The organism is Shewanella litorisediminis (assembly GCF_016834455.1).
In the GTDB taxonomy this organism is placed as follows: domain Bacteria; phylum Pseudomonadota; class Gammaproteobacteria; order Enterobacterales; family Shewanellaceae; genus Shewanella; species Shewanella litorisediminis.
On record NZ_CP069213.1, the window covers coordinates 2,393,276 to 2,410,870 of the forward strand.

A 17,595-nucleotide genomic window follows, 5' to 3' on the forward strand; every position below is an offset into this window, starting at 1 on the left:
CCATCTTTGAACGTGAACCAAGCCGCCTGTCGAACTAAACCTTGATGATGTCCCGCAGCCTGTCCTGAACCACTTCCACCAATCTGTCGGGTTGGAACTTGGAGATAAACTGGTCACAGCCGACTTTTTCCACCATGGCATTATTAAAACTGCCACTGAGTGACGTATTGAGCGTGATGTAGAGATCTTTAAGACGCGGATCGTTTCTGACTTCATACGTCAGCTTATAGCCGTCCATTTCGGGCATTTCAGCGTCGGTTATCATCATCAAGAGTTCTTTGGGTACATTCATCCCTTCGTCGGCCCAGGATTTCAACAGTTCCAGCGCCTCACGGCCATCCCTTACCTCAAGGATCTCAATCCCCAGCTGACTCAGGGTTTCTTTTACCTGTTTGCGGGCGGTAGCAGAGTCGTCTACTACCAAGAGTTTGTGACCCGGCATTTTCTCCAGCAGCGACTCATCCAACACCCCTTCTGACAAGCGCACATCGTAGTGGATGATTTCGGCAAGTACTTTCTCCACATCTATGATGGAAACCAGATTGGACGCGCCCTGATAGTCCAGGCGGGTAATGGCCGTGAGGTAGTTATTGCGCCCGGCTGTTTTGGGTGGAGGCATAATATCGCCCCAGGTCATATTGACGATATGTTCTACCTTACCCACCAAAAAGCCCTGCACCGAACGATTGTATTCGGTGATGATAAGATTCGCCTCAGCCTCAGCAGGCATGGGATAAAAACCTATGGCCTGACGCAGATTAATCACAGGAATAGAAACACCGCGTATATTGGCCACACCGCTGATACTGGGATGGGAGCCCGGCATGGCATTCAGCGGTGGCAGCTTAACCACTTCTTTCACTTTAAACACGTTGATGGCAAAAAGTTGGGTGGAGTTCAGCCGAAACAGCAAGAGTTCAAGCCTGTTCTCCCCTACCAGTTGGGTACGCTGATCGACAGTTTCCAATATCTTGGCCATAAACGCGGTCTCTTAACGATGCTATGCGGTGCCATTGTTACACAAGAGCTACCGGCTAATTTATCCAACGCGTTAAATTATAGGCTTTTCAGCTTTCATCAACCATGCTCTGGCGCAATATTGGAAAAGGATTAACCGCCCAGAGTGATCTTTTCACACCGGCTTACGTATCAGGGATTTAATCACTTACCAGAGGAAATAATATGAATTGGCGCCCACTCCTTATCGGCAGCATCATGATCTATCTGCTTACTGCCTGCAGCAGTCAACGACTGCCGGTTATCCAGGATTTTGAAGTAAAACAGTACCTCGGCACCTGGCATGAAATCGCCCGCATGGAAAATCGCTTCGAAAAAGGCTTAAGCCGGGTGACGGCTGAATATCGACAGGAGGACGACCACATCAAGGTGATAAACCGCGGCTACTCAGAAGCCGAGCAACGCTGGAAGGAGGCGGTTGGGAAGGCGCGATTTGAGGGCGCGTCCGACGAGGGACGATTGGAGGTGTCTTTCTTTGGCCCCTTCTACGGTGACTACCAAATATTGGCCGCCAGTCGATACGAAGACGGACAATATCGCACCGCGCTGGTCAGCGGCAACACCTTCGATTACCTCTGGCTGCTGTCAAGGCAACCGACTCTTACGGAAGAAGAGCGGCGCTTATTTACCGATAAAATTCGGGCACTTGGCGTTAACCCTGACACGCTTGTGTGGCTTGATGGTTCAGCTACGCAGTAACGTCAGCTTTTTTAAACAAACCCATGCCGGCGATTGCCGGAAACTGGCGACTTTGGAGGCAAACCAAACCCAGCTTACCAAGCTCGGCAGTAAATTCACTGTGGGAAAAGCGATTTTCCATCGGATGTTCAAATAACCTCCGGCTGATTGGGTTACAGATGGCAAACCGGTACAGGTCCCAATATAAAAAGTACCCACCGGGCTTAAGTACCCTGGCTACCTCAGCCAGGGCGCTCTGCCAATCGGGCACATGATGGAGCACCGCAAACTCTGCCACCAAATCAAAAACGCCCTCACCAAACGGCATTTGACTGGCATTGGCTTCGGTGAAAAAGGCCCAGTCGGCGCCAGACCAACGCGCCGCACTGAGGACCAACATCTCCTCGTCCAAATCCATGGCAACGACCTGCTGAGCATCGAGGCGGTGTTTCAAGAATTGCATACCGTTACCGCTGCCACAGCCAATTTCAAGTGTTCTCTCCAACTTGGGCAGTTCGTTGTCAAACAGGCTTTGCAGCAATCGGGCCTCGAACGTGGATTGAATCCATGCTCTGCCTTTTGAAGTAACAACTGCTTTTTCATTTTGATTCAGTTTCATAGCTTCTCTTCGACTTTTAAGTTTCGATTGATGAACTCACAGGCTGTGCCTTCCATACCTCAAACAACGACCTAAAGGGAAGCAGGTGCGTCGCAACTGGCGAGTGATCCCGCTCAGGCTTTATTACGTAATGTCAGCAAGAAAAGTTTACTTTGGAGCCCCTATGCAACTGGCCCTTTTTCCTTTACCTATTTGTCTGCTGCCCGGTGGCTTCACCAAGCTGCGGATATTTGAGCCCAGATACAAGCGTCTGGTGAGCGAATCTCTGAGCTCTGGCATGGGTTTTGGTTTTTGTATGTTAGGGGAAGATAACAAGCCCATGCCCATTGCCACACGGGTTGAAATCATCGATTTCGAAACCCTCGACGACGGCTTGCTGGGCGTAAGCGTTGCCGGCATCGAGCGTATCGAAATTGTGTCGTGGCACAGTGAGACCGATGGCTTAAAACGGGGAGAGACACGCATTCTCTCTCCCTGGGAGTCTCGTGAGGTAGACGAAGAACACCGGCATCTTTCACACAGGCTCGAAGAGGTCATGCATCAATTTCCCCAGCAGCAACGCCTGAATCAGGACGCCAATTTTAATAACCTCACCTGGGTGTGCCAGCGTTGGCTTGAATTACTGCCCATAGCGCTGGTTCATAAGCAGCATTGTTACCGCCAGGACTCGCCGGATATGGCACTTGCCCTACTTGAGCAAATTATTGAAAAAGACTGATCCGACATCAGCCCGGCTGCGTATCTTTTTCAGAGCAGTGACCTCTGCATTGTGAAAACGCCAACAAAAGAGCAAATACATGCAAATTTTCAGGCAAAAACAGCACGGATCCCACTATGATAGAAGCTCATCTCCCAACGCTATCAAAGGTATGCAGGATCCAAAGCAAGATATCAGTGAAGAAACACTGCGCCACTGGTTGGTGGCGGTAGCCAATAACAGAGACAAGGCAGCCTTCCGTGCCCTGTTTGACCATTTCGGCCCCAAGGTCAGGTCATTTGGGCTCTCACGTCTTTCTCAGCAAGGGCTCGCCATGGATTTGGTGCAGGAAACCCTCACCACAGTGTGGACCAAAGCCCATCTTTTCGACACCGATAGAGGCAGCGTCAGCACCTGGGTTTACGCCATTATGCGAAACCAGTGTTTTGACATGCTAAGACGCGTCCAACACAACCGTGAAGACGCCTTCGGTGACGATATCTGGCCTTTATTCGACGTTGATACACACACAGCCGAGGTTGGCGACCACAAGCTGGACGCCTTGCTCAATCAATATCTGTCCAGGTTACCCAAGCTTCAACGCGAGGTGGTGCAGGGCATTTATCTTCAGGAGCTCAGTCAACAGGAGTTAGCCGACCGGCTCGGCGTCCCCTTGGGTACGATAAAGTCCAGATTACGACTGGGCCTTGAGAAGCTGAAAAGCCTGCTGGAGAAACATCATGATTAAACATCACCCCAGCGACGAGATGTTGCTTGCCCATGCCGCCGGCGAAACAGTGCTGGGCCTGGCCATTGCGCTCAGCGCACACTGTGAACTTTGCCCAGCCTGCGCGGCAAGAGTTGCCCATTTTCAGGATAAACTGGCGAAACATCACCTGCCCCTCGTAGGCAGCACAGCCGAGGCCACCTATCCATATGGCATCAACAGTGAAGCCACAGGTCAAGCAGGCAGCCAAAGCTCATGGGATAGCGCTTGGGAGAATCCGGATAATAGCTTGGACGCTCTCTTTGATGCCATTACTGCCGCGCCAGCATCAACAGAGGCCCAGCACAGCTATCATCAAGCAGACTCCCACGGCAGTAACCATGTGTCGCTGAAAACCGAGGTGAAGGGCGTCAGTTATTCTTTGCCCAAAGCCTTTCGGCCCTTTATTGCCAACGCCTCACTGGTGTCAGCCTGGAGTGGTATTGGTTCCGTGAGCCGTATGCGTTTGGATACCCGGGACGGTAAAGCCAGATCCAGCCTGCTGCACATCGCCGCGGGAGGAGAAATCCCGGAGCACACCCACAAAGGGCAGGAAATCACCTTGCTGTTACATGGTCATTTCAGTGATGAAATGGGCAGCTATGGACCGGGGGATTTTATGCTGACAGATGCCAGACATCAGCACACACCAAAAACCCTGGATGGATGCTTGTGTTATACGGTGGTTGACGCACCGCTTCACTTCACCAAAGGATTATCAAAATTGCTTAACCCCATCGGTGAGTTGATTTATTGATACGCATCGACTGGTTTGGCGACAAACAACAAAGCGGGCATTTGCCCGCTTTGTTGTAGTGATAACATCAGCCATAAAACCAGTAACACACACCGATCGCCGCCATGATCCCGGCCAAATCGGCGATAAGGGCACAGCCCACGGCATGCCGACTGTATTTAATCCCAACCGCTCCAAAATACACCGCCAGCACATAAAATGTGGTTTCGGTCGAGCCCTGAAGCACTGCAGCCAAGCGCCCGGCAAAGGAGTCGACGCCATGGTGCGCCATGGTCTCCAGCATCATGGCCCGGGCACCACTGCCACTGAATGGCTTCATCAGTGCCGTGGGCATGGCATCCACAAACCGGGTATCTCCGCCCAAAGCGGTCACCATGGCGGCCAGCAGGGATAACAGATAATCCAGCGCTCCCGACGCACGTAACAGCCCAATCGCCAGCAGCATGGCCAACAGGAAGGGAATGAGTTTAATCGCCTGCTCGAAGCCCTCTTTGGCACCTTCAACAAACTCATCGTAAATGGCAACCCGTCGCCAGGCGGCACCGAGAATAAACAGAAACACCAAACCCAACAAAACGCCATTGCCCATGGCGCCGGATACCTTGGTGATTTCGTCTGCGGCAAGCGTACCAAGGTAAAACACCAGCGCCGACAAACTGCCCAGAATCAATGCCCCGTAACCCAGTACCACTATGGAGAACAGCGCCAAACGTTGCACCAGCGCCACCGCAAGCAGTCCTGCCAGCGTCGATGCTGTGGTGGCCAGCAGTATGGGCAAAAATACATCGGCCGGAGACGCCGCCCCCTGCTGTGCCCGGTACAAAAACACGGTCACGGGAACCAGGGTAACTGAGGAGGTATTGAGCACCAGAAACAATATCTGGGCATTACTGGCCGTTTCTTTATGGGGGTTTATGCTGTGCAAATCCTGCATAGCCTTGAGCCCAAGGGGGGTTGCGGCATTATCAAGCCCAAGCAGATTGGCAGTAAGGTTCATGGTGACGCTGCCGAAGGCTTTATGACCGCGGGGGACCTCAGGCATCAGTTTGCCAAGCAAGGGCTCGGTAAACCTTGAAAGCAGCGAGACCATTCCGGCTTTTTCACCAACCCGCATCAACCCCATCCACAGGGCAAGCACACCGATTAGGCCCAACGCTATCTCGGCGGCAAGTTTGGCGCTGGCAAACAATCCCTCGACCGAGGCGGCAAGGACAGCCGTATCGCCCTGAATTAATCTCAGTAAAATCGCCAAAAGGCTTGCGGTAAAAAATACCAGCCATACCCGATTCAGCACGCGTTCTCCCCCAATTCCCCCGGCCACTGACGAGGGATTTCTGATATACTCCCGCCATTCGCTTTAAGCTCTGTCGGGTTATGGTTCAATTAAATCAAAAATTTATCAATAGCATTGCGCAAGAAATGCCGCCGCACCTGTCGATGGATGATTTCATCCACTACTGTGGTTTGCCGCTGCGCCTGTCTATCCGGGTGAATACCCTGAAAATCACATCAAACGCCCTTCGCGCCATACTGGAGCCTCGCGGCTGGCAATTTGAACAGGTGCCTTGGTGTGACGACGGTTTTTGGGTGACGGTGCCCGACGATTGCCAACCGGGCAATTTAACCGAGCACTATCAAGGGCTGTTTTATATCCAGGAAGCCAGCTCAATGATGCCGCCTTCCGCCCTGTTTATGGATAAAGAGCCAAGGCAAGTCTTGTTGGATGTGGCGTCGGCTCCCGGCTCAAAGACCACCCAATTGGCAGCACTGATGCACAATCAGGGGCTTATCATTGCCAATGAATACTCAGCGTCCCGCACCAAGGCACTGCACGCCAATTTACAGCGCATGGGGGTTGCCAATGTGGCCATCACCCAATTTGATGGCAGAGTCTTTGGAGCGCATTTATACGAATCCCTGGATGCCATTCAGCTGGACGCCCCCTGCAGTGGTGAAGGCACAGTCCGTAAAGACCCATTGAGCCTGAAAAACTGGTGTCCGGACGAGATTGAAACCATTGCCGAACTGCAGCGTGACTTGATTGACGCCGCTTTTCAGGCACTGAAACCCGGTGGCGTGCTGGTGTACTCCACCTGTACCTTAAACCGCCGCGAGAATGAAGACGTTTGCCACTTTTTAAAAGAGCGGTACGGCGATGCTGTGGCCTTTGAATCCCTGAACGACCTTTTTAAAGGTGCAGATAAAGCACTGACTGAAGAAGGCTTTTTACACATCTGGCCGCAAATTTACGACAGCGAGGGCTTTTTTGTCGCCCGTATCCGAAAAACTGCCAGCGTGGAGAGAAATACCCCCGATCCCAGATTTGTGAGCAAGTTTCCCTTTGTTGCTGCCAGCCGCAAAGAGATAAGTGCGCTCGAAGAGGCCATGTCAACGCTGGGCGTATCTCTTCCTGAAGACGCTGTCATTGTGACCCGGGAAGGCGAGTTTTGGTTAATGCCGCCCCCCTTGGAAAGCCTGCTGGATAAAATGCGCTTTCAGCGAATTGGGATACGGCTTGCGGAAACTCAAAAACACGGCATAAAAGTTCGCCATGAAGCTGTGATGGCACTGCCGTGCAGTCAGATGCTCTCTATTGATCCTGAGGCGGCAAAACAGTATCTGATGGGGCGTGATATCGCGCTCGATACAGCGGGCAAAGCGCAGGGCGAAAAAATTCTTTCACTGCACGGTGCCCCGCTGGGCATTGCCAAGCATCTGGGAAATAAGCTTAAAAATAGCTTGCCAAGGGATCTCTGCCGCGACAACGTGCAAAACTGAATCCATTAACAGTATGCGGAGCGGCTGCGGTGAAAATTTTTTGCTTAAAATTTAAGCAAACGCTGAAGTGCTGTTCTACACTCAGTGACAGTGTTATTTAATCCCCTTTTGCGACCGAATAGCGCACGGCTCTTTATGAGCCATTCCCCTGGGCCCAAAACAATTGGAATAGTTTTGGGCCTTTTTTTATCTGCCGATCACCGGCCTGCCAATCGGGCTGCATCCCTGAAGAGAGTAAAAAAGTTATTGGTGGTGTACTCGGCTAGGTCCGGGAATTTTTCACCGCGAAGCTCGGCCACAAATTCGGCGACATCTCGCACATAGGCGGGTTGGTTTTCCTGACCTCGATGAGGCACCGGCGCCAGATAAGGCGAGTCGGTTTCTACCAGCAGCCTGTCTTTTGGCACTTTGCGGATCACCTCACGCAGCTCAGAGGCATTCTTGAAGGTAACAATACCTGACACTGAAATATAAAAACCCAGATCCATGGCCGCCTTGGCCATTTCCCAGTTTTCGGTAAAACAGTGCAGCACGCCACCCACAGTATCTGCCCCGCCCTGCTTTAACAGCCTGATGGTATCTTCGCGGGCATCCCGGGTATGAACAATCAGCGGCTTATTAACTTCACGGGCCAAGGCAATTTGCTGCTCAAAACACTGAAGCTGTAGCTCGCGACTGTCGTCGGCATAATAGTAATCCAAGCCCGTTTCACCGATAGCCACCACCCTGGAGTGCGCTGCAAATTGCTTGAGCTCAGCCAGATCCAAGCCTTCCTTTACATCCAGCGGATGCACGCCACTGGAGAGGAATACATTGTCAAATTGTTCAACGCGGGCACACATGGACTCAAATCCTTTCTGGCGAACGTTGACACACAACACATAGTCAACACCACGGTCCTTTGCGCCTTTGAGCATGTCAGCCAAAGACGCATCACAGGGTGCGGCTTTTAGTCTGTCGAGATGACAATGGGAATCGATAAGCAAAGTGAGAGTCCTGCCAATAATAAAAAGGATGGCAAGAATAGCGGCCTACATGGTGCAGGTCAAATCACCGGATGCCAGCTCTCTTGAAAGCAGATTTTCGATGTGGTGTTTGTGGGTGTCGGCATCAGAAACAATCTTCAACCCCACGCCGGGCGGACGACCGCCTGAAGCGCCGACAGGGTTTATCCAAACCACTATGCCCCTGAGTTGATGTACCGTGGTTGCCCCGGGCAGCCGATAAGCAACTGTCATTTCCTGCCCAAGAAAATGGCTTTCGCTGGTGGAAACAAAAAGCCCCGCCGGCTTAATAAAAGGCATGTAGGCACGATACAGCTGATGCAAGGTATCGAAGTTAACCACCAGATCTACCATAGGCTAGTTTTCTTTTATTCTCTGATATTCTGAAACAATCTTTTGACATAGTGCCAGATAATTGACACTTGGCATAGTACTTAACGTATGACAAACGGCCATAACTTCACCGGCCAATCCAGCCAACCGTGATGCAAAAAGCGGATTCCCCTTTGCCGCCCCGGCAAGGACCGCCATCAGTTCAACGTACAAAACCTTAAGAGCATCAGTTATTTGGTCTTCACCAATTTCTTTCAAACTAGCACACAGATGCCCTGTCGACAAACTGCTTCGCCAATCTTTTCTGATGTTTTCCAGTACGCTTATGTAATTGTTTTGCAAGTACTCTGCCAATCTGATGGGCCCACCCACCACGGGCAAACACCAGAGCGCCTCACAGCCAAGCCCCTGGTCTGTTAACCAGTCCGCGATTTGCCTCTGGTTGGGGGCCACAAACGCCAGCTTTTGACAGCGACTCTGCAATGTAGGAAGCAAGCGCGTGGGTGTGTTGCTGTGCAATATAATCAGGGTGTTGGCACCGGGCTCTTCCAGGGTTTTCAATAGCGCGTTGGCAGACGCGGTGTTCATGCGCTCAGCCGCTTCAATCACAGCAACACGCCGACCTCCTTGCTGCGCCGTGGTGGAAAGACGGCCGATCAGCTCACGGATCTGGTCGATTTTGATTTGAAACCCGTCGGCTTTTATGGGGTAAAAATCCGGATGGTTGCCCGCGAGGAACAGCTGGCAACTTTTACAATGACCGCAGGGACCCGACAAGGCTGGCGAAGTACACAGCGCAGTTTGGGCAAGCTGTCCAAGAAGACTGGCAGCACCCAGTCCTTCATCCACACCCACCAACACCGCATGGGGCATGCGCCCTGCGGTCAGCATCGCCGTAAAATCGGCCAAAGGCTGGGAAAGCCAGGGAATGGCTGTCATAGGTCTCCTTCCCCTTTATAGGGCGGTGCTTAAACAGGCAAGGATGTCCTTGTGCACCTCATTAAGCGGCTTGGAAGCATCAATCACTACAATGTCACTATCATCCCTCGCCTGAGCGAGAAAAGTCGCCCGGGCACGGTGAAAGAAATCGATTTCCTGTTGTTCAATCCGGTCCAATGCGCCGCGGCGGGCAGCGCGTTCCAGCCCCAATAAGGGATCTATGTCGAGGTAGAGTGTCAGGTCCGGTTTAAAGTCGCCCAGGGTAGCGTCACTGATGGTCTTGACCAATGGCATCAGGCCACGGCCACCGCCTTGATAGGCAATAGAAGACAGATTGTGCCTGTCTCCCAGTACCCAGCGACCCGATGCCAGTGCAGGTTTAATGACATTTGCTACCAACTGGGCCCGCGCGGCATAAAACAGTAGACATTCGGCCTCATCACAGAGGGGATCGCCGGGCTCGGTATTTTTCACCAGGTCCCGGATTTTTTCCGCCAGTGGCGTGCCACCCGGCTCCCGGGTGCACACCGGAGCCATGCTGGTATGTTTTTCGATAAAGTCATGCACCAGGGTAATGGCACTTGACTTACCTGCGCCTTCAAGCCCTTCAATCACAATGAATTTACCGGGATTCTGCGTCATTTTTGCTTTCTCTGAAATTGGTTCACTGCACGGTTGTGTTCAGCGAGCGTGCGGGAAAACACATGGCTGCCGTCGTTTCTGGACACAAAGTAAAAGTAATCTGATTGGGCCGGTTGCGCCGCAGCCATCAAGGCTTCACGCCCGGGCGCCGCAATTGGTGTCGGTGGCAATCCCTGGATCCGATAGGTATTAAAAGGCGTATCCTCACGCAAATCCTTTCGGGTGATATTGCCGTTAAAACGCTCACCCATGCCGTAAATCACGGTGGGGTCTGTCTGCAGCCGCATCCCCTTACGCAACCGGTTAACAAACACTGACGCTATCAAGGGGCGCTCTTCGGCTTTACCGGTCTCTTTCTCAATGATGGAGGCCAGAATAAGCAGCTCATAGGCACTTGCCAGCGGCAAGTCCACTGCCCTTGCCTGCCAGGCCGCCGCCAGCTCTTGCTGCATCTTTAAATAACTTTGGCTCAGCAGCTTTTCCACATTCTGATTGGCATGATAGCTATAGGTATCGGGAAAAAACTTGCCTTCAGGCAGGCCGGAATCATCACCGTTCGCTTTGAGAACCTTGATGAAGACATCCTCTTCCCAGTTCAATCTGGGCGCAGTTTGCAGCTTTGTCTGCCATTCCCTCAGGGTTTGTCCTTCCACCAGGGTTATGGCGAAGTCTTTCACTTTACCGCTGATGAGCTTATCAAGCAGCGACTTAATAGTGTCGCCGGGGGTAATTTCATACAGTCCCTGACGAATGCCAGCCATGGCCGGATTCAGCCGCAGGTACCAGTCGTAATGCCATGAGGGTTCAAGGAGTCCTTGCTGAACCAACTCTTTACCCAGCGCTCGTGCATTGGTTCCGCGATTGAGTTCCAGCTCCCTCGCCTGCTCGAGTTGCAGCGGCCTGTTGGCAAAGGTTTCAAGCTCCTTCATGCCCCACAGGGCGGTGCCTGCGCCGAGCAAAGTCAAGGACATGAGTGCCCCGACTATCCCAATCAAAATTCTTTTCATAAGTTCAGTTCCAGCGCATTGCGAATGCTCTGGCTATCAGCAAAAAACGGGTAGTGAAAATCATCGATACGCAGTACATCCACAAGACCGAGCAAGCTGTTACACATGAGCACAGCCTCAGCCTTTGCCAATATGTCCGGGCCGAGCCTATCTGCCACCACCCGGTAGCCTCGTTCGAGCAAGGCCTGAATTATCTGCTCGCGCATTACGCCGGAGACACCGGCAAAGGCATGATATGGTGTGAAGGCAGCACCACCTGTGATAAAAATCAGGTTGGCCATGGACGCTTCAATTACTGCTCCATCTGTGTCTGCAACCAGAAAATCCTGAGCCCAATCGGGCAGCGTTTGGGCGCGGATAAGCACCTGCTCCAAGCGATTCAGGTGTTTCATCCCAGCCAGCTTTGGCTGCTTGGCAAGCGTCATTTCGCTGGAGAAGAGGCAAATCCCCTGACGTTGCCAGTCACGGTAATGGGCAGGAAGGTCGAATACACTTAACACCAGCAGCAGTTGGGGATCTGAAGGCGCCAGATAACCGCGCCCACCTGCGCCTCGGCTCACGAGGAGCTTAAGCCCCCGTCCAGGATGGCTTGAAGCAGCCCGCGTTACACGTTTACGAATATCATCCATGGGAAGCGCAAATCCAAGCCTGGCGGCCCCCTGTTGCAGCCTTGACAGGTGCGTATCGAGGAAGGCAATCTCGCCCCTTGGCAACACCCGCATGGTGGCGAATAGTCCGTCGCCATAGGCCAGGCCGCGATCCATGGGGGAAATCGCCATTGGGGAAATGGCGTCCGAAGCGGTTTGCTGGCCGGTCAGATCAAGCCAGCTATGGGACTTGGATGTGGCCGTCATCATTTCAGCCATGATGGACTCAGGAGTCCTGACTGATGCGGCTCGCCACCGCTTCCTGCTGGTCCTTGTACTTGGCGTTTTTACGCTTATTGTAGGGGCGGGAAACAGGGCCGCTTAAGCGCTCAAAATTGAGTGCGCCTATGGTCATGCCGGGACGCAGTGCCAGAGGCAGCTTACCGCTGTTGTAGAACTCCAGCACAATTTTGCCCTGCCAGCCCGGATCGATACGGTGCGCTGTTACGTGCACCATCAAGCCTAAACGGGCCAGTGATGAGCGGCCATCAAGCCAGCCCACGATATCGGCTGGCAGGGTGACACTTTCAAGGGTTACTGCCAGTGCCAGTTCTCCGGGGTGCAAGAAAAAGGCGTTGCCGTCCTTGATGTCGATTTTATCGCTCATCACTCGGTCAAGCGCGGCCTGTACCTCGGCACTTGGGCCACTCAGGTCAATGAAGGGCGCCGTGTGATCCTGAAACACCCGAAACTGGTTCCCCAGGCGCACATCCACACTGACGCCGCTGATGGCATCATTGCTTGGGCGTGGCTCAATGAGGATAGTGCCGGCGTCGAGGGCCTGCTCAATTTCAAAGTCTGTCAATCGCATCTTGCCTTTATCTCCCTGAATTTTATGTTTTTTATTTTGCCAACAGGTGTTGAATACGTGCCTTGAGGATGTCGGTGGCGATACGGTTTTTACCACCACGGGGCACTATGATGTCGGCATATTGTTTGGAAGGTTCAATAAACTGCAAAAACATTGGCCGCACGGTTTTCTGGTATTGGCTGATAACCGATTCCATGGTGCGACCGCGCTCAGCCACATCGCGGGTTAAACGGCGCAGGAAACAGATGTCCAGCGGGGTATCCATAAATACCGAGGCGTCCATCAAATCACGCAGATGGGGGTCGGTGAGCAGCAAAATCCCTTCCAGAATGATCACCTTTTTAGGCGTCATGGTACGGGTATCGCTCATCCGGGTGTGCTCTGTGTAGCTGTAAACAGGGATCTCCACCGAATCGCCAAATTTCAGACTTCGCAGGTGCTGTGCCAATAACTCATGGTCCATGGCCTTGGGGTGGTCATAATTGGTTTTTACCCGCTCTTCCATGGAAAGATGGCTCTGATCACGGTAGTAGGAGTCTTCTGCGATAACACCTATCTGATCAGTGCCCAGATCACGGCACAACTCTTCATATATGGTTTTTGCGATAAGGCTCTTGCCCGATGCACTGGCCCCTGCAATACCAATAATGACACATTGCTGCGAATTCATATACTTAAAACCTTACTCATCGTCCGAAATGCTAATGGATACACCGGTCTGGGGCCCTGTTTTTGCAAGACTGGCACCCACTTTCCGCGCTATTTCCCGGTAAATAGCGGCAATTTCACCCGAAGGCTCGGCGACCACGGACGGGTTACCAGCATCCATTCCTTCCCTGATGGCGATGTTTAAGGGCAACGCGCCAAGCAGTGGTACATGGTAACGCTCAGCGATTTTGCTGCCGCCCAGAGTACCAAAGGGGTGTTCTTTGTGTCCGCAGCTCGGACACAGGTGGAAACTCATGTTTTCAACAATGCCAATAACCGGAATGTTGACCTTATTGAAGAGGCTGATGCCCTTTTTGGCATCAAGCGTGGCGATATCCTGGGGCGTGGTGACCACCACGGCGCCGCTAACGGGCACCTTTTGTGACAGCGTCAGCTGGATATCCCCAGTGCCCGGCGGCATATCCACTACCAGGTAATCAAGCTCAGGCCAACTGGTCTCATTCACCAACTGCACCAAAGCGCCGGCGGCCATAGGGCCGCGCCAAACCGCGGCCTGCTCATCGTCGAGAATAAAGCCAATACTTTGGGCGGCAATGCCATGGGCGTTTGCTGCGGTCATCATCTTGCCGTCAGGGGATACAGGTTTAAAGTCTGGCACCCCCAGCATCAAGGGCACAGAAGGTCCATAGATGTCGGCATCCAAAATGCCTACGCTGGCGCCTTCGGCGGCCAACGCCAGAGCCAGGTTTACGGCCGTGGTAGACTTGCCCACGCCGCCTTTGCCCGAGGCAACGGCAATCACATTTTTGACATTGGGAATGGGGGCGGTATTGGTGTTTCCCGGATTGGCAGGGACTTGCAGATCGATTTCACACTCAACTTCGTCGATAACATCGAGCTTGGCCAGGGCCTTGGTCAATGTCATTACGGTCTCTTTGTAAGTGCTTTGGCAGGGGTATGGATAAACCAAACCGAGTTCGAGACGACGGCCGTTCAAGGCCAGTTTTTGCACCATGCCTGCGCTGACCAATCCTTTACCAAGCTGAGGCTCCACATGGGCCTCCAACACAGCTAAAACGGCAGACTTCAGTGGCTCTTCCAGTCGATAATTGTGCTCAGTTAACACCCAGTATTACCTCCCCCGCAAAAATTTGCCCAAGTGTATCAGATATTGCCAAAAAGATGCGTGCACAAATAACTCAATTGCACAGGCATTTGGTGAAAATAGCGCGCGCATCGGTTAGTATCTAAGCCAATTATTTCGGGACCAACACGATTTTGAGTAAAGATGGCCAATTCACAACGTAAAATCCTTGTCACCAGCGCCCTTCCCTATGCCAATGGCCCAATCCATTTGGGGCACATGCTGGAATATATCCAGACCGATATCTGGTCACGTTTTCAAAAGCTGCGTGGCCATGAGTGTCACTATATCTGCGCCGACGATGCCCATGGCACTCCTATCATGCTCAAGGCACAGCAGTTGGGTATGGCCCCCGAAGATATGATTGCCCAGGTTAACGTTGAGCATCAGCAGGATTTCGCCGACTTCAACGTGGCCTTTGATAACTATCACAGCACCCACAGCGACGAAAACCGCGCGCTGGCGAGCGAGATTTACCTGAAACTGCGGGATGGTGGCTATATCAAGAGCAAGACCATCTCCCAGCTGTTCGACCCGGAAAAATCCATGTTCCTGCCGGACCGTTTCGTTAAGGGCACCTGCCCCAAGTGTAAGTCTGAAGATCAGTACGGCGACAACTGCGATGCCTGCGGCGCAACCTACAGCCCAACCGAACTGATTAACCCACGCTCTGCGGTAAGCGGTGCGACGCCGGTGATGAAAGAGACCGAGCACTTCTTCTTCGACCTGCCGGCCTTTGAAGGCATGCTAAAAGAATGGACCCGCTCAGGTGCGCTGCAATCTGAAATGGCCAACAAGCTGGACGAGTGGTTCGAGCAGGGCCTGCAAGCCTGGGACATCACCCGCGATGCGCCTTACTTCGGCTTTGAAATCCCCGATGCGCCGGGCAAGTACTTTTACGTGTGGCTCGATGCGCCAATTGGCTACATGGGCTCATTCAAGAATTTCTGCGACAAGCGCGGCGATATCAACTTCGACGAGTTCTGGGCCAAAGACTCCAGCGCCGAGGTCTATCACTTTATCGGCAAGGACATCGTCTACTTCCACAGCCTGTTCTGGCCTGCCATGCTCCACGGCGCCGGTTTCCGCCAGCCAAGCAGCGTCTATGCCCACGGTTATGTGACCGTGAATGGCGCCAAGATGTCCAAATCCAAGGGTACCTTCATCAAGGCCCGAACCTATTTGGACCATCTGGATCCTGAGTACCTGCGTTACTACTACGCCGCCAAGCTCAGCGCACGGATTGACGACCTGGATTTGAATCTCGAAGACTTTGCCCAGCGGGTGAACTCGGATCTGGTGGGCAAGCTGGTTAACCTCGCGTCCCGGACCGCCGGCTTTATCACCAAGCGCTTCGATGGCAAGCTTGCCGCCGTTGCCGACAAGAGCCTGATTGACAGCTTCCTTGCCAAGCAGGACGTGATTGCGGAGTTTTTCGAGACCCGCGAATATGGTAAAGCCATGCGTGAAATCATGGCGCTCGCCGACGTGGCCAACGCCTTTGTGGCCGATGCTGCCCCATGGCAGCTGGTGAAACAGGACGACAAGCAGGAAGAGGCCCATCAGGTGTGCTCCAACGCCCTGAACCTGTTCCGTATTCTGGTCACCTACCTGAAGCCCGTGCTGCCGCGTCTTGCCAAAGACGTGGAAGACTTCTTCAAGATGGAACTGACCTGGGACGGTCTTGGCAGCGATTTGAGCGGCCATGAAATTGCCCCGTTCAAGCCAATGATGCAGCGTGTGGAGCTGGACAAGGTTGCCGCCATGGTGGAAGCCTCCAAGGAAAACCTGCAGGCGACTGCAGAGCCCGTGAAAAAAGGCCCTCTGGCAGATGACCCGATCAGCCCAACCATCAGCTACGAAGACTTCGCCAAAATCGATTTGCGCGTGGCGCTGATTAAGAAAGCCGAAGCCGTACCGGAAGCCGATAAACTGCTGAAGCTGCAATTGGATATTGGCGGTGAAGTGCGTCAGGTGTTTGCTGGCATCAAGTCTGCTTACAACCCGGAAGATCTCGAAGGCAAGCTCACTGTGATGGTGGCCAACCTGGCGCCACGTAAGATGCGCTTTGGCATGTCCGAAGGCATGGTGCTGGCCGCAGGCCCGGGTGGAAAAGACCTGTTTGTGCTCGAACCCCACGAGGGCGCCCAACCAGGCATGCGAGTGAAGTAAACTCCACCTTGAAATAAAAAAGGCCGCAATTGCGGCCTTTTTTATTTTCGTTTGTTTGACTCGTCATAGACGGACGTTAAACCGGGTTTTCGATATCCACAAAATGATGGGTAAGGCCAAATTCGCGGCGCAGGTGCTCACCCAAAGCCTCTATGCCGTAACGCTCGGTGGCGTGGTGGCCGGCTGCAAAATAGTGAATACCTTGCTCTTTGGCGCTGTGGAAGGTGCGTTCTGACACCTCTCCACTGATAAAAGCATCAACACCCAGACTCACAGCGAGGTCGATATAATCCTGAGCACCGCCGGTGCACCAGGCGAGGCGCTGTACCGGTTTATCGGCGCCAATGTGCAAAGGCTCGCGTCCCAGTGCTTTTGCCAGCAATCCGGCAAAGGCCTCACCACTCAACGCCGTATCAAGGCTTCCGCCCCACAGCAAGCCATCGCCAACGGTTTCAAACGCCTCGGCATCCAGAATGCCCATACGGCGTCCTAGGGTAGCGTTATTCCCAACCACGGGATGCGCATCCAGCGGCAAGTGATAACCAAAGAGGTTGATATCGTGGGCAAGCAATGCCTTGATGCGCCGCTGTTTCATACCCACCAACACATCGGGCTCGTTTTTCCAGAAAAAGCCATGGTGAACCAAAATGGCATCGGCCTTCAGTTCTATGGCGCGCTCGATCAACGCCTGACAGGCGGTTACCCCGGTCACTATGACCTTAATGTCGTCCTTGCCTTCAACCTGTAGCCCGTTGGGGGCGTAGTCCTTGAATCTGGCGGTTTGTAAAAAGTCGGCCAGATACTGGCCCAATACGCTGCGCTCCATGGCGCCTCCAAAACTGTACTTTAAACTCAAGAGGTTAATATGAAAGTGTACTGATCCTGACTTGGGGGTCAATCGGCGTTCACTCTTGC

At 53.0% G+C, this 17,595-nt stretch carries 19 protein-coding genes; 6 read left to right on the top strand and 13 right to left on the bottom strand.

The window, feature by feature from the left end:
- Positions 1-34: 34 nt before the first annotated feature.
- Positions 35-979, bottom strand: coding sequence for a chemotaxis protein CheV (locus JQC75_RS10390; protein ID WP_203324049.1), 945 nt, complete (start codon positions 977-979; stop codon positions 35-37).
- Positions 980-1,182: 203 nt separating this feature from the next.
- On the opposite strand from JQC75_RS10390, the gene JQC75_RS10395 reads away from it, so the two are divergent.
- Positions 1,183-1,716, top strand: a complete 534-nt coding sequence (locus JQC75_RS10395) for a lipocalin family protein (RefSeq protein WP_203324050.1) — start codon at positions 1,183-1,185, stop codon at positions 1,714-1,716.
- Here JQC75_RS10395 and JQC75_RS10400 read toward each other — a convergent pair.
- Complete coding sequence (locus tag JQC75_RS10400) at positions 1,706-2,314, bottom strand: class I SAM-dependent methyltransferase (RefSeq protein WP_203324051.1); 609 nt, start codon at positions 2,312-2,314, stop codon at positions 1,706-1,708. The genes JQC75_RS10395 and JQC75_RS10400 overlap by 11 nt on opposite strands.
- A 163-nt stretch (positions 2,315-2,477) precedes the next feature.
- Here JQC75_RS10400 and JQC75_RS10405 point away from each other — a divergent pair, with 163 nt between their 5' ends.
- The 3 genes from JQC75_RS10405 (at position 2,478) to JQC75_RS10415 (ending at position 4,534) form a co-directional block, all read left to right on the top strand.
- Positions 2,478-3,032: an LON peptidase substrate-binding domain-containing protein gene (locus JQC75_RS10405; protein WP_203324052.1), complete on the top strand. Its 555-nt coding sequence runs from the start codon at positions 2,478-2,480 to the stop codon at positions 3,030-3,032.
- 151 nt (positions 3,033-3,183) lie between these two features.
- Entirely contained in the window at positions 3,184-3,759 is a 576-nt protein-coding gene (locus JQC75_RS10410; protein WP_239002149.1) for a sigma-70 family RNA polymerase sigma factor, read from the top strand.
- The gene (locus JQC75_RS10415; protein ID WP_203324054.1) at positions 3,752-4,534 is read left to right on the top strand and encodes a ChrR family anti-sigma-E factor; all 783 of its coding nucleotides are present in this window, start codon (positions 3,752-3,754) and stop codon (positions 4,532-4,534) included. Before JQC75_RS10410 ends, JQC75_RS10415 begins: the two co-directional genes overlap by 8 nt.
- Before the next feature lie 67 nt (positions 4,535-4,601).
- Here JQC75_RS10415 and JQC75_RS10420 read toward each other — a convergent pair whose 3' ends face one another.
- Entirely contained in the window at positions 4,602-5,828 is a 1,227-nt protein-coding gene (locus JQC75_RS10420) for a nucleoside recognition domain-containing protein (protein WP_203324055.1), read from the bottom strand.
- An 80-nt stretch (positions 5,829-5,908) separates the two neighbouring features.
- Between JQC75_RS10420 and rsmF the strand changes: the two genes are divergently transcribed.
- Positions 5,909-7,312 (top strand): 16S rRNA (cytosine(1407)-C(5))-methyltransferase RsmF, encoded by a 1,404-nt coding sequence (gene rsmF, locus JQC75_RS10425; protein ID WP_203324056.1) that lies wholly within the window; start codon positions 5,909-5,911, stop codon positions 7,310-7,312.
- Positions 7,313-7,509: 197 nt separating this feature from the next.
- Here rsmF and JQC75_RS10430 read toward each other — a convergent pair whose 3' ends face one another.
- From JQC75_RS10430 to apbC, 9 genes are read right to left on the bottom strand one after another with little or no spacing between them, the layout of a single operon-like run.
- Positions 7,510-8,298: a TatD family hydrolase gene (locus tag JQC75_RS10430; RefSeq protein WP_203324057.1), complete on the bottom strand. Its 789-nt coding sequence runs from the start codon at positions 8,296-8,298 to the stop codon at positions 7,510-7,512.
- Between the two features lie 45 nt (positions 8,299-8,343).
- Positions 8,344-8,670: a PilZ domain-containing protein gene (locus tag JQC75_RS10435; protein WP_203324058.1), complete on the bottom strand. Its 327-nt coding sequence runs from the start codon at positions 8,668-8,670 to the stop codon at positions 8,344-8,346.
- Between the two features lie 3 nt (positions 8,671-8,673).
- Complete coding sequence (holB, locus tag JQC75_RS10440) at positions 8,674-9,588, bottom strand: DNA polymerase III subunit delta' (RefSeq protein WP_203324059.1); 915 nt, start codon at positions 9,586-9,588, stop codon at positions 8,674-8,676.
- Positions 9,589-9,603: 15 nt separating this feature from the next.
- Entirely contained in the window at positions 9,604-10,230 is a 627-nt protein-coding gene (gene tmk / locus JQC75_RS10445) for a dTMP kinase (RefSeq protein WP_203324060.1), read from the bottom strand.
- Complete coding sequence (mltG, locus tag JQC75_RS10450; RefSeq protein WP_203324061.1) at positions 10,227-11,237, bottom strand: endolytic transglycosylase MltG; 1,011 nt, start codon at positions 11,235-11,237, stop codon at positions 10,227-10,229. Before mltG ends, tmk begins: the two co-directional genes overlap by 4 nt.
- Positions 11,234-12,103, bottom strand: a complete 870-nt coding sequence (gene pabC / locus JQC75_RS10455) for an aminodeoxychorismate lyase (protein WP_239001995.1) — start codon at positions 12,101-12,103, stop codon at positions 11,234-11,236. The genes mltG and pabC overlap by 4 nt, the downstream gene beginning before the upstream one ends.
- Before the next feature lie 7 nt (positions 12,104-12,110).
- Entirely contained in the window at positions 12,111-12,695 is a 585-nt protein-coding gene (gene dcd, locus JQC75_RS10460; RefSeq protein ID WP_011760159.1) for a dCTP deaminase, read from the bottom strand.
- Positions 12,696-12,726: 31 nt separating this feature from the next.
- Complete coding sequence (udk, locus tag JQC75_RS10465; RefSeq protein WP_203324062.1) at positions 12,727-13,365, bottom strand: uridine kinase; 639 nt, start codon at positions 13,363-13,365, stop codon at positions 12,727-12,729.
- Positions 13,366-13,377: 12 nt separating this feature from the next.
- A complete protein-coding gene (apbC, locus tag JQC75_RS10470; RefSeq protein ID WP_203324063.1) occupies positions 13,378-14,490 on the bottom strand; it encodes an iron-sulfur cluster carrier protein ApbC in 1,113 nt (370 codons plus the stop codon).
- A gap of 162 nt (positions 14,491-14,652) precedes the next feature.
- Here apbC and metG point away from each other — a divergent pair, with 162 nt between their 5' ends.
- On the top strand, positions 14,653-16,680 hold the full coding sequence (metG, locus tag JQC75_RS10475) for a methionine--tRNA ligase (protein WP_203324064.1): 2,028 nt from the start codon (positions 14,653-14,655) through the stop codon (positions 16,678-16,680).
- Between the two features lie 76 nt (positions 16,681-16,756).
- Here metG and JQC75_RS10480 read toward each other — a convergent pair whose 3' ends face one another.
- Positions 16,757-17,506 (bottom strand): Nif3-like dinuclear metal center hexameric protein, encoded by a 750-nt coding sequence (locus JQC75_RS10480; protein ID WP_203324065.1) that lies wholly within the window; start codon positions 17,504-17,506, stop codon positions 16,757-16,759.
- Positions 17,507-17,595: the final 89 nt, after the last annotated feature.

Excerpts from the sequence above, each read along its gene's own strand:
- JQC75_RS10390 (WP_203324049.1), bottom strand. The coding sequence starts at position 979 with ATGGCCAAGATATTGGAAACTGTCGATCAGCGTACCCAACTGGTAGGG.
- JQC75_RS10395 (WP_203324050.1), top strand. The coding sequence starts at position 1,183 with ATGAATTGGCGCCCACTCCTTATCGGCAGCATCATGATCTATCTGCTT.
- JQC75_RS10400 (WP_203324051.1), bottom strand. The coding sequence starts at position 2,314 with ATGAAACTGAATCAAAATGAAAAAGCAGTTGTTACTTCAAAAGGCAGA.
- JQC75_RS10405 (WP_203324052.1), top strand. The coding sequence starts at position 2,478 with ATGCAACTGGCCCTTTTTCCTTTACCTATTTGTCTGCTGCCCGGTGGC.
- JQC75_RS10410 (WP_239002149.1), top strand. The coding sequence starts at position 3,184 with ATGCAGGATCCAAAGCAAGATATCAGTGAAGAAACACTGCGCCACTGG.
- JQC75_RS10415 (WP_203324054.1), top strand. The coding sequence starts at position 3,752 with ATGATTAAACATCACCCCAGCGACGAGATGTTGCTTGCCCATGCCGCC.
- rsmF (WP_203324056.1), top strand. The coding sequence starts at position 5,909 with ATGGTTCAATTAAATCAAAAATTTATCAATAGCATTGCGCAAGAAATG.
- JQC75_RS10435 (WP_203324058.1), bottom strand. The coding sequence starts at position 8,670 with ATGGTAGATCTGGTGGTTAACTTCGATACCTTGCATCAGCTGTATCGT.
- holB (WP_203324059.1), bottom strand. The coding sequence starts at position 9,588 with ATGACAGCCATTCCCTGGCTTTCCCAGCCTTTGGCCGATTTTACGGCG.
- tmk (WP_203324060.1), bottom strand. The coding sequence starts at position 10,230 with ATGACGCAGAATCCCGGTAAATTCATTGTGATTGAAGGGCTTGAAGGC.
- mltG (WP_203324061.1), bottom strand. The coding sequence starts at position 11,237 with ATGAAAAGAATTTTGATTGGGATAGTCGGGGCACTCATGTCCTTGACT.
- pabC (WP_239001995.1), bottom strand. The coding sequence starts at position 12,103 with ATGGCTGAAATGATGACGGCCACATCCAAGTCCCATAGCTGGCTTGAT.
- dcd (WP_011760159.1), bottom strand. The coding sequence starts at position 12,695 with ATGCGATTGACAGACTTTGAAATTGAGCAGGCCCTCGACGCCGGCACT.
- udk (WP_203324062.1), bottom strand. The coding sequence starts at position 13,365 with ATGAATTCGCAGCAATGTGTCATTATTGGTATTGCAGGGGCCAGTGCA.
- metG (WP_203324064.1), top strand. The coding sequence starts at position 14,653 with ATGGCCAATTCACAACGTAAAATCCTTGTCACCAGCGCCCTTCCCTAT.
- JQC75_RS10480 (WP_203324065.1), bottom strand. The coding sequence starts at position 17,506 with ATGGAGCGCAGCGTATTGGGCCAGTATCTGGCCGACTTTTTACAAACC.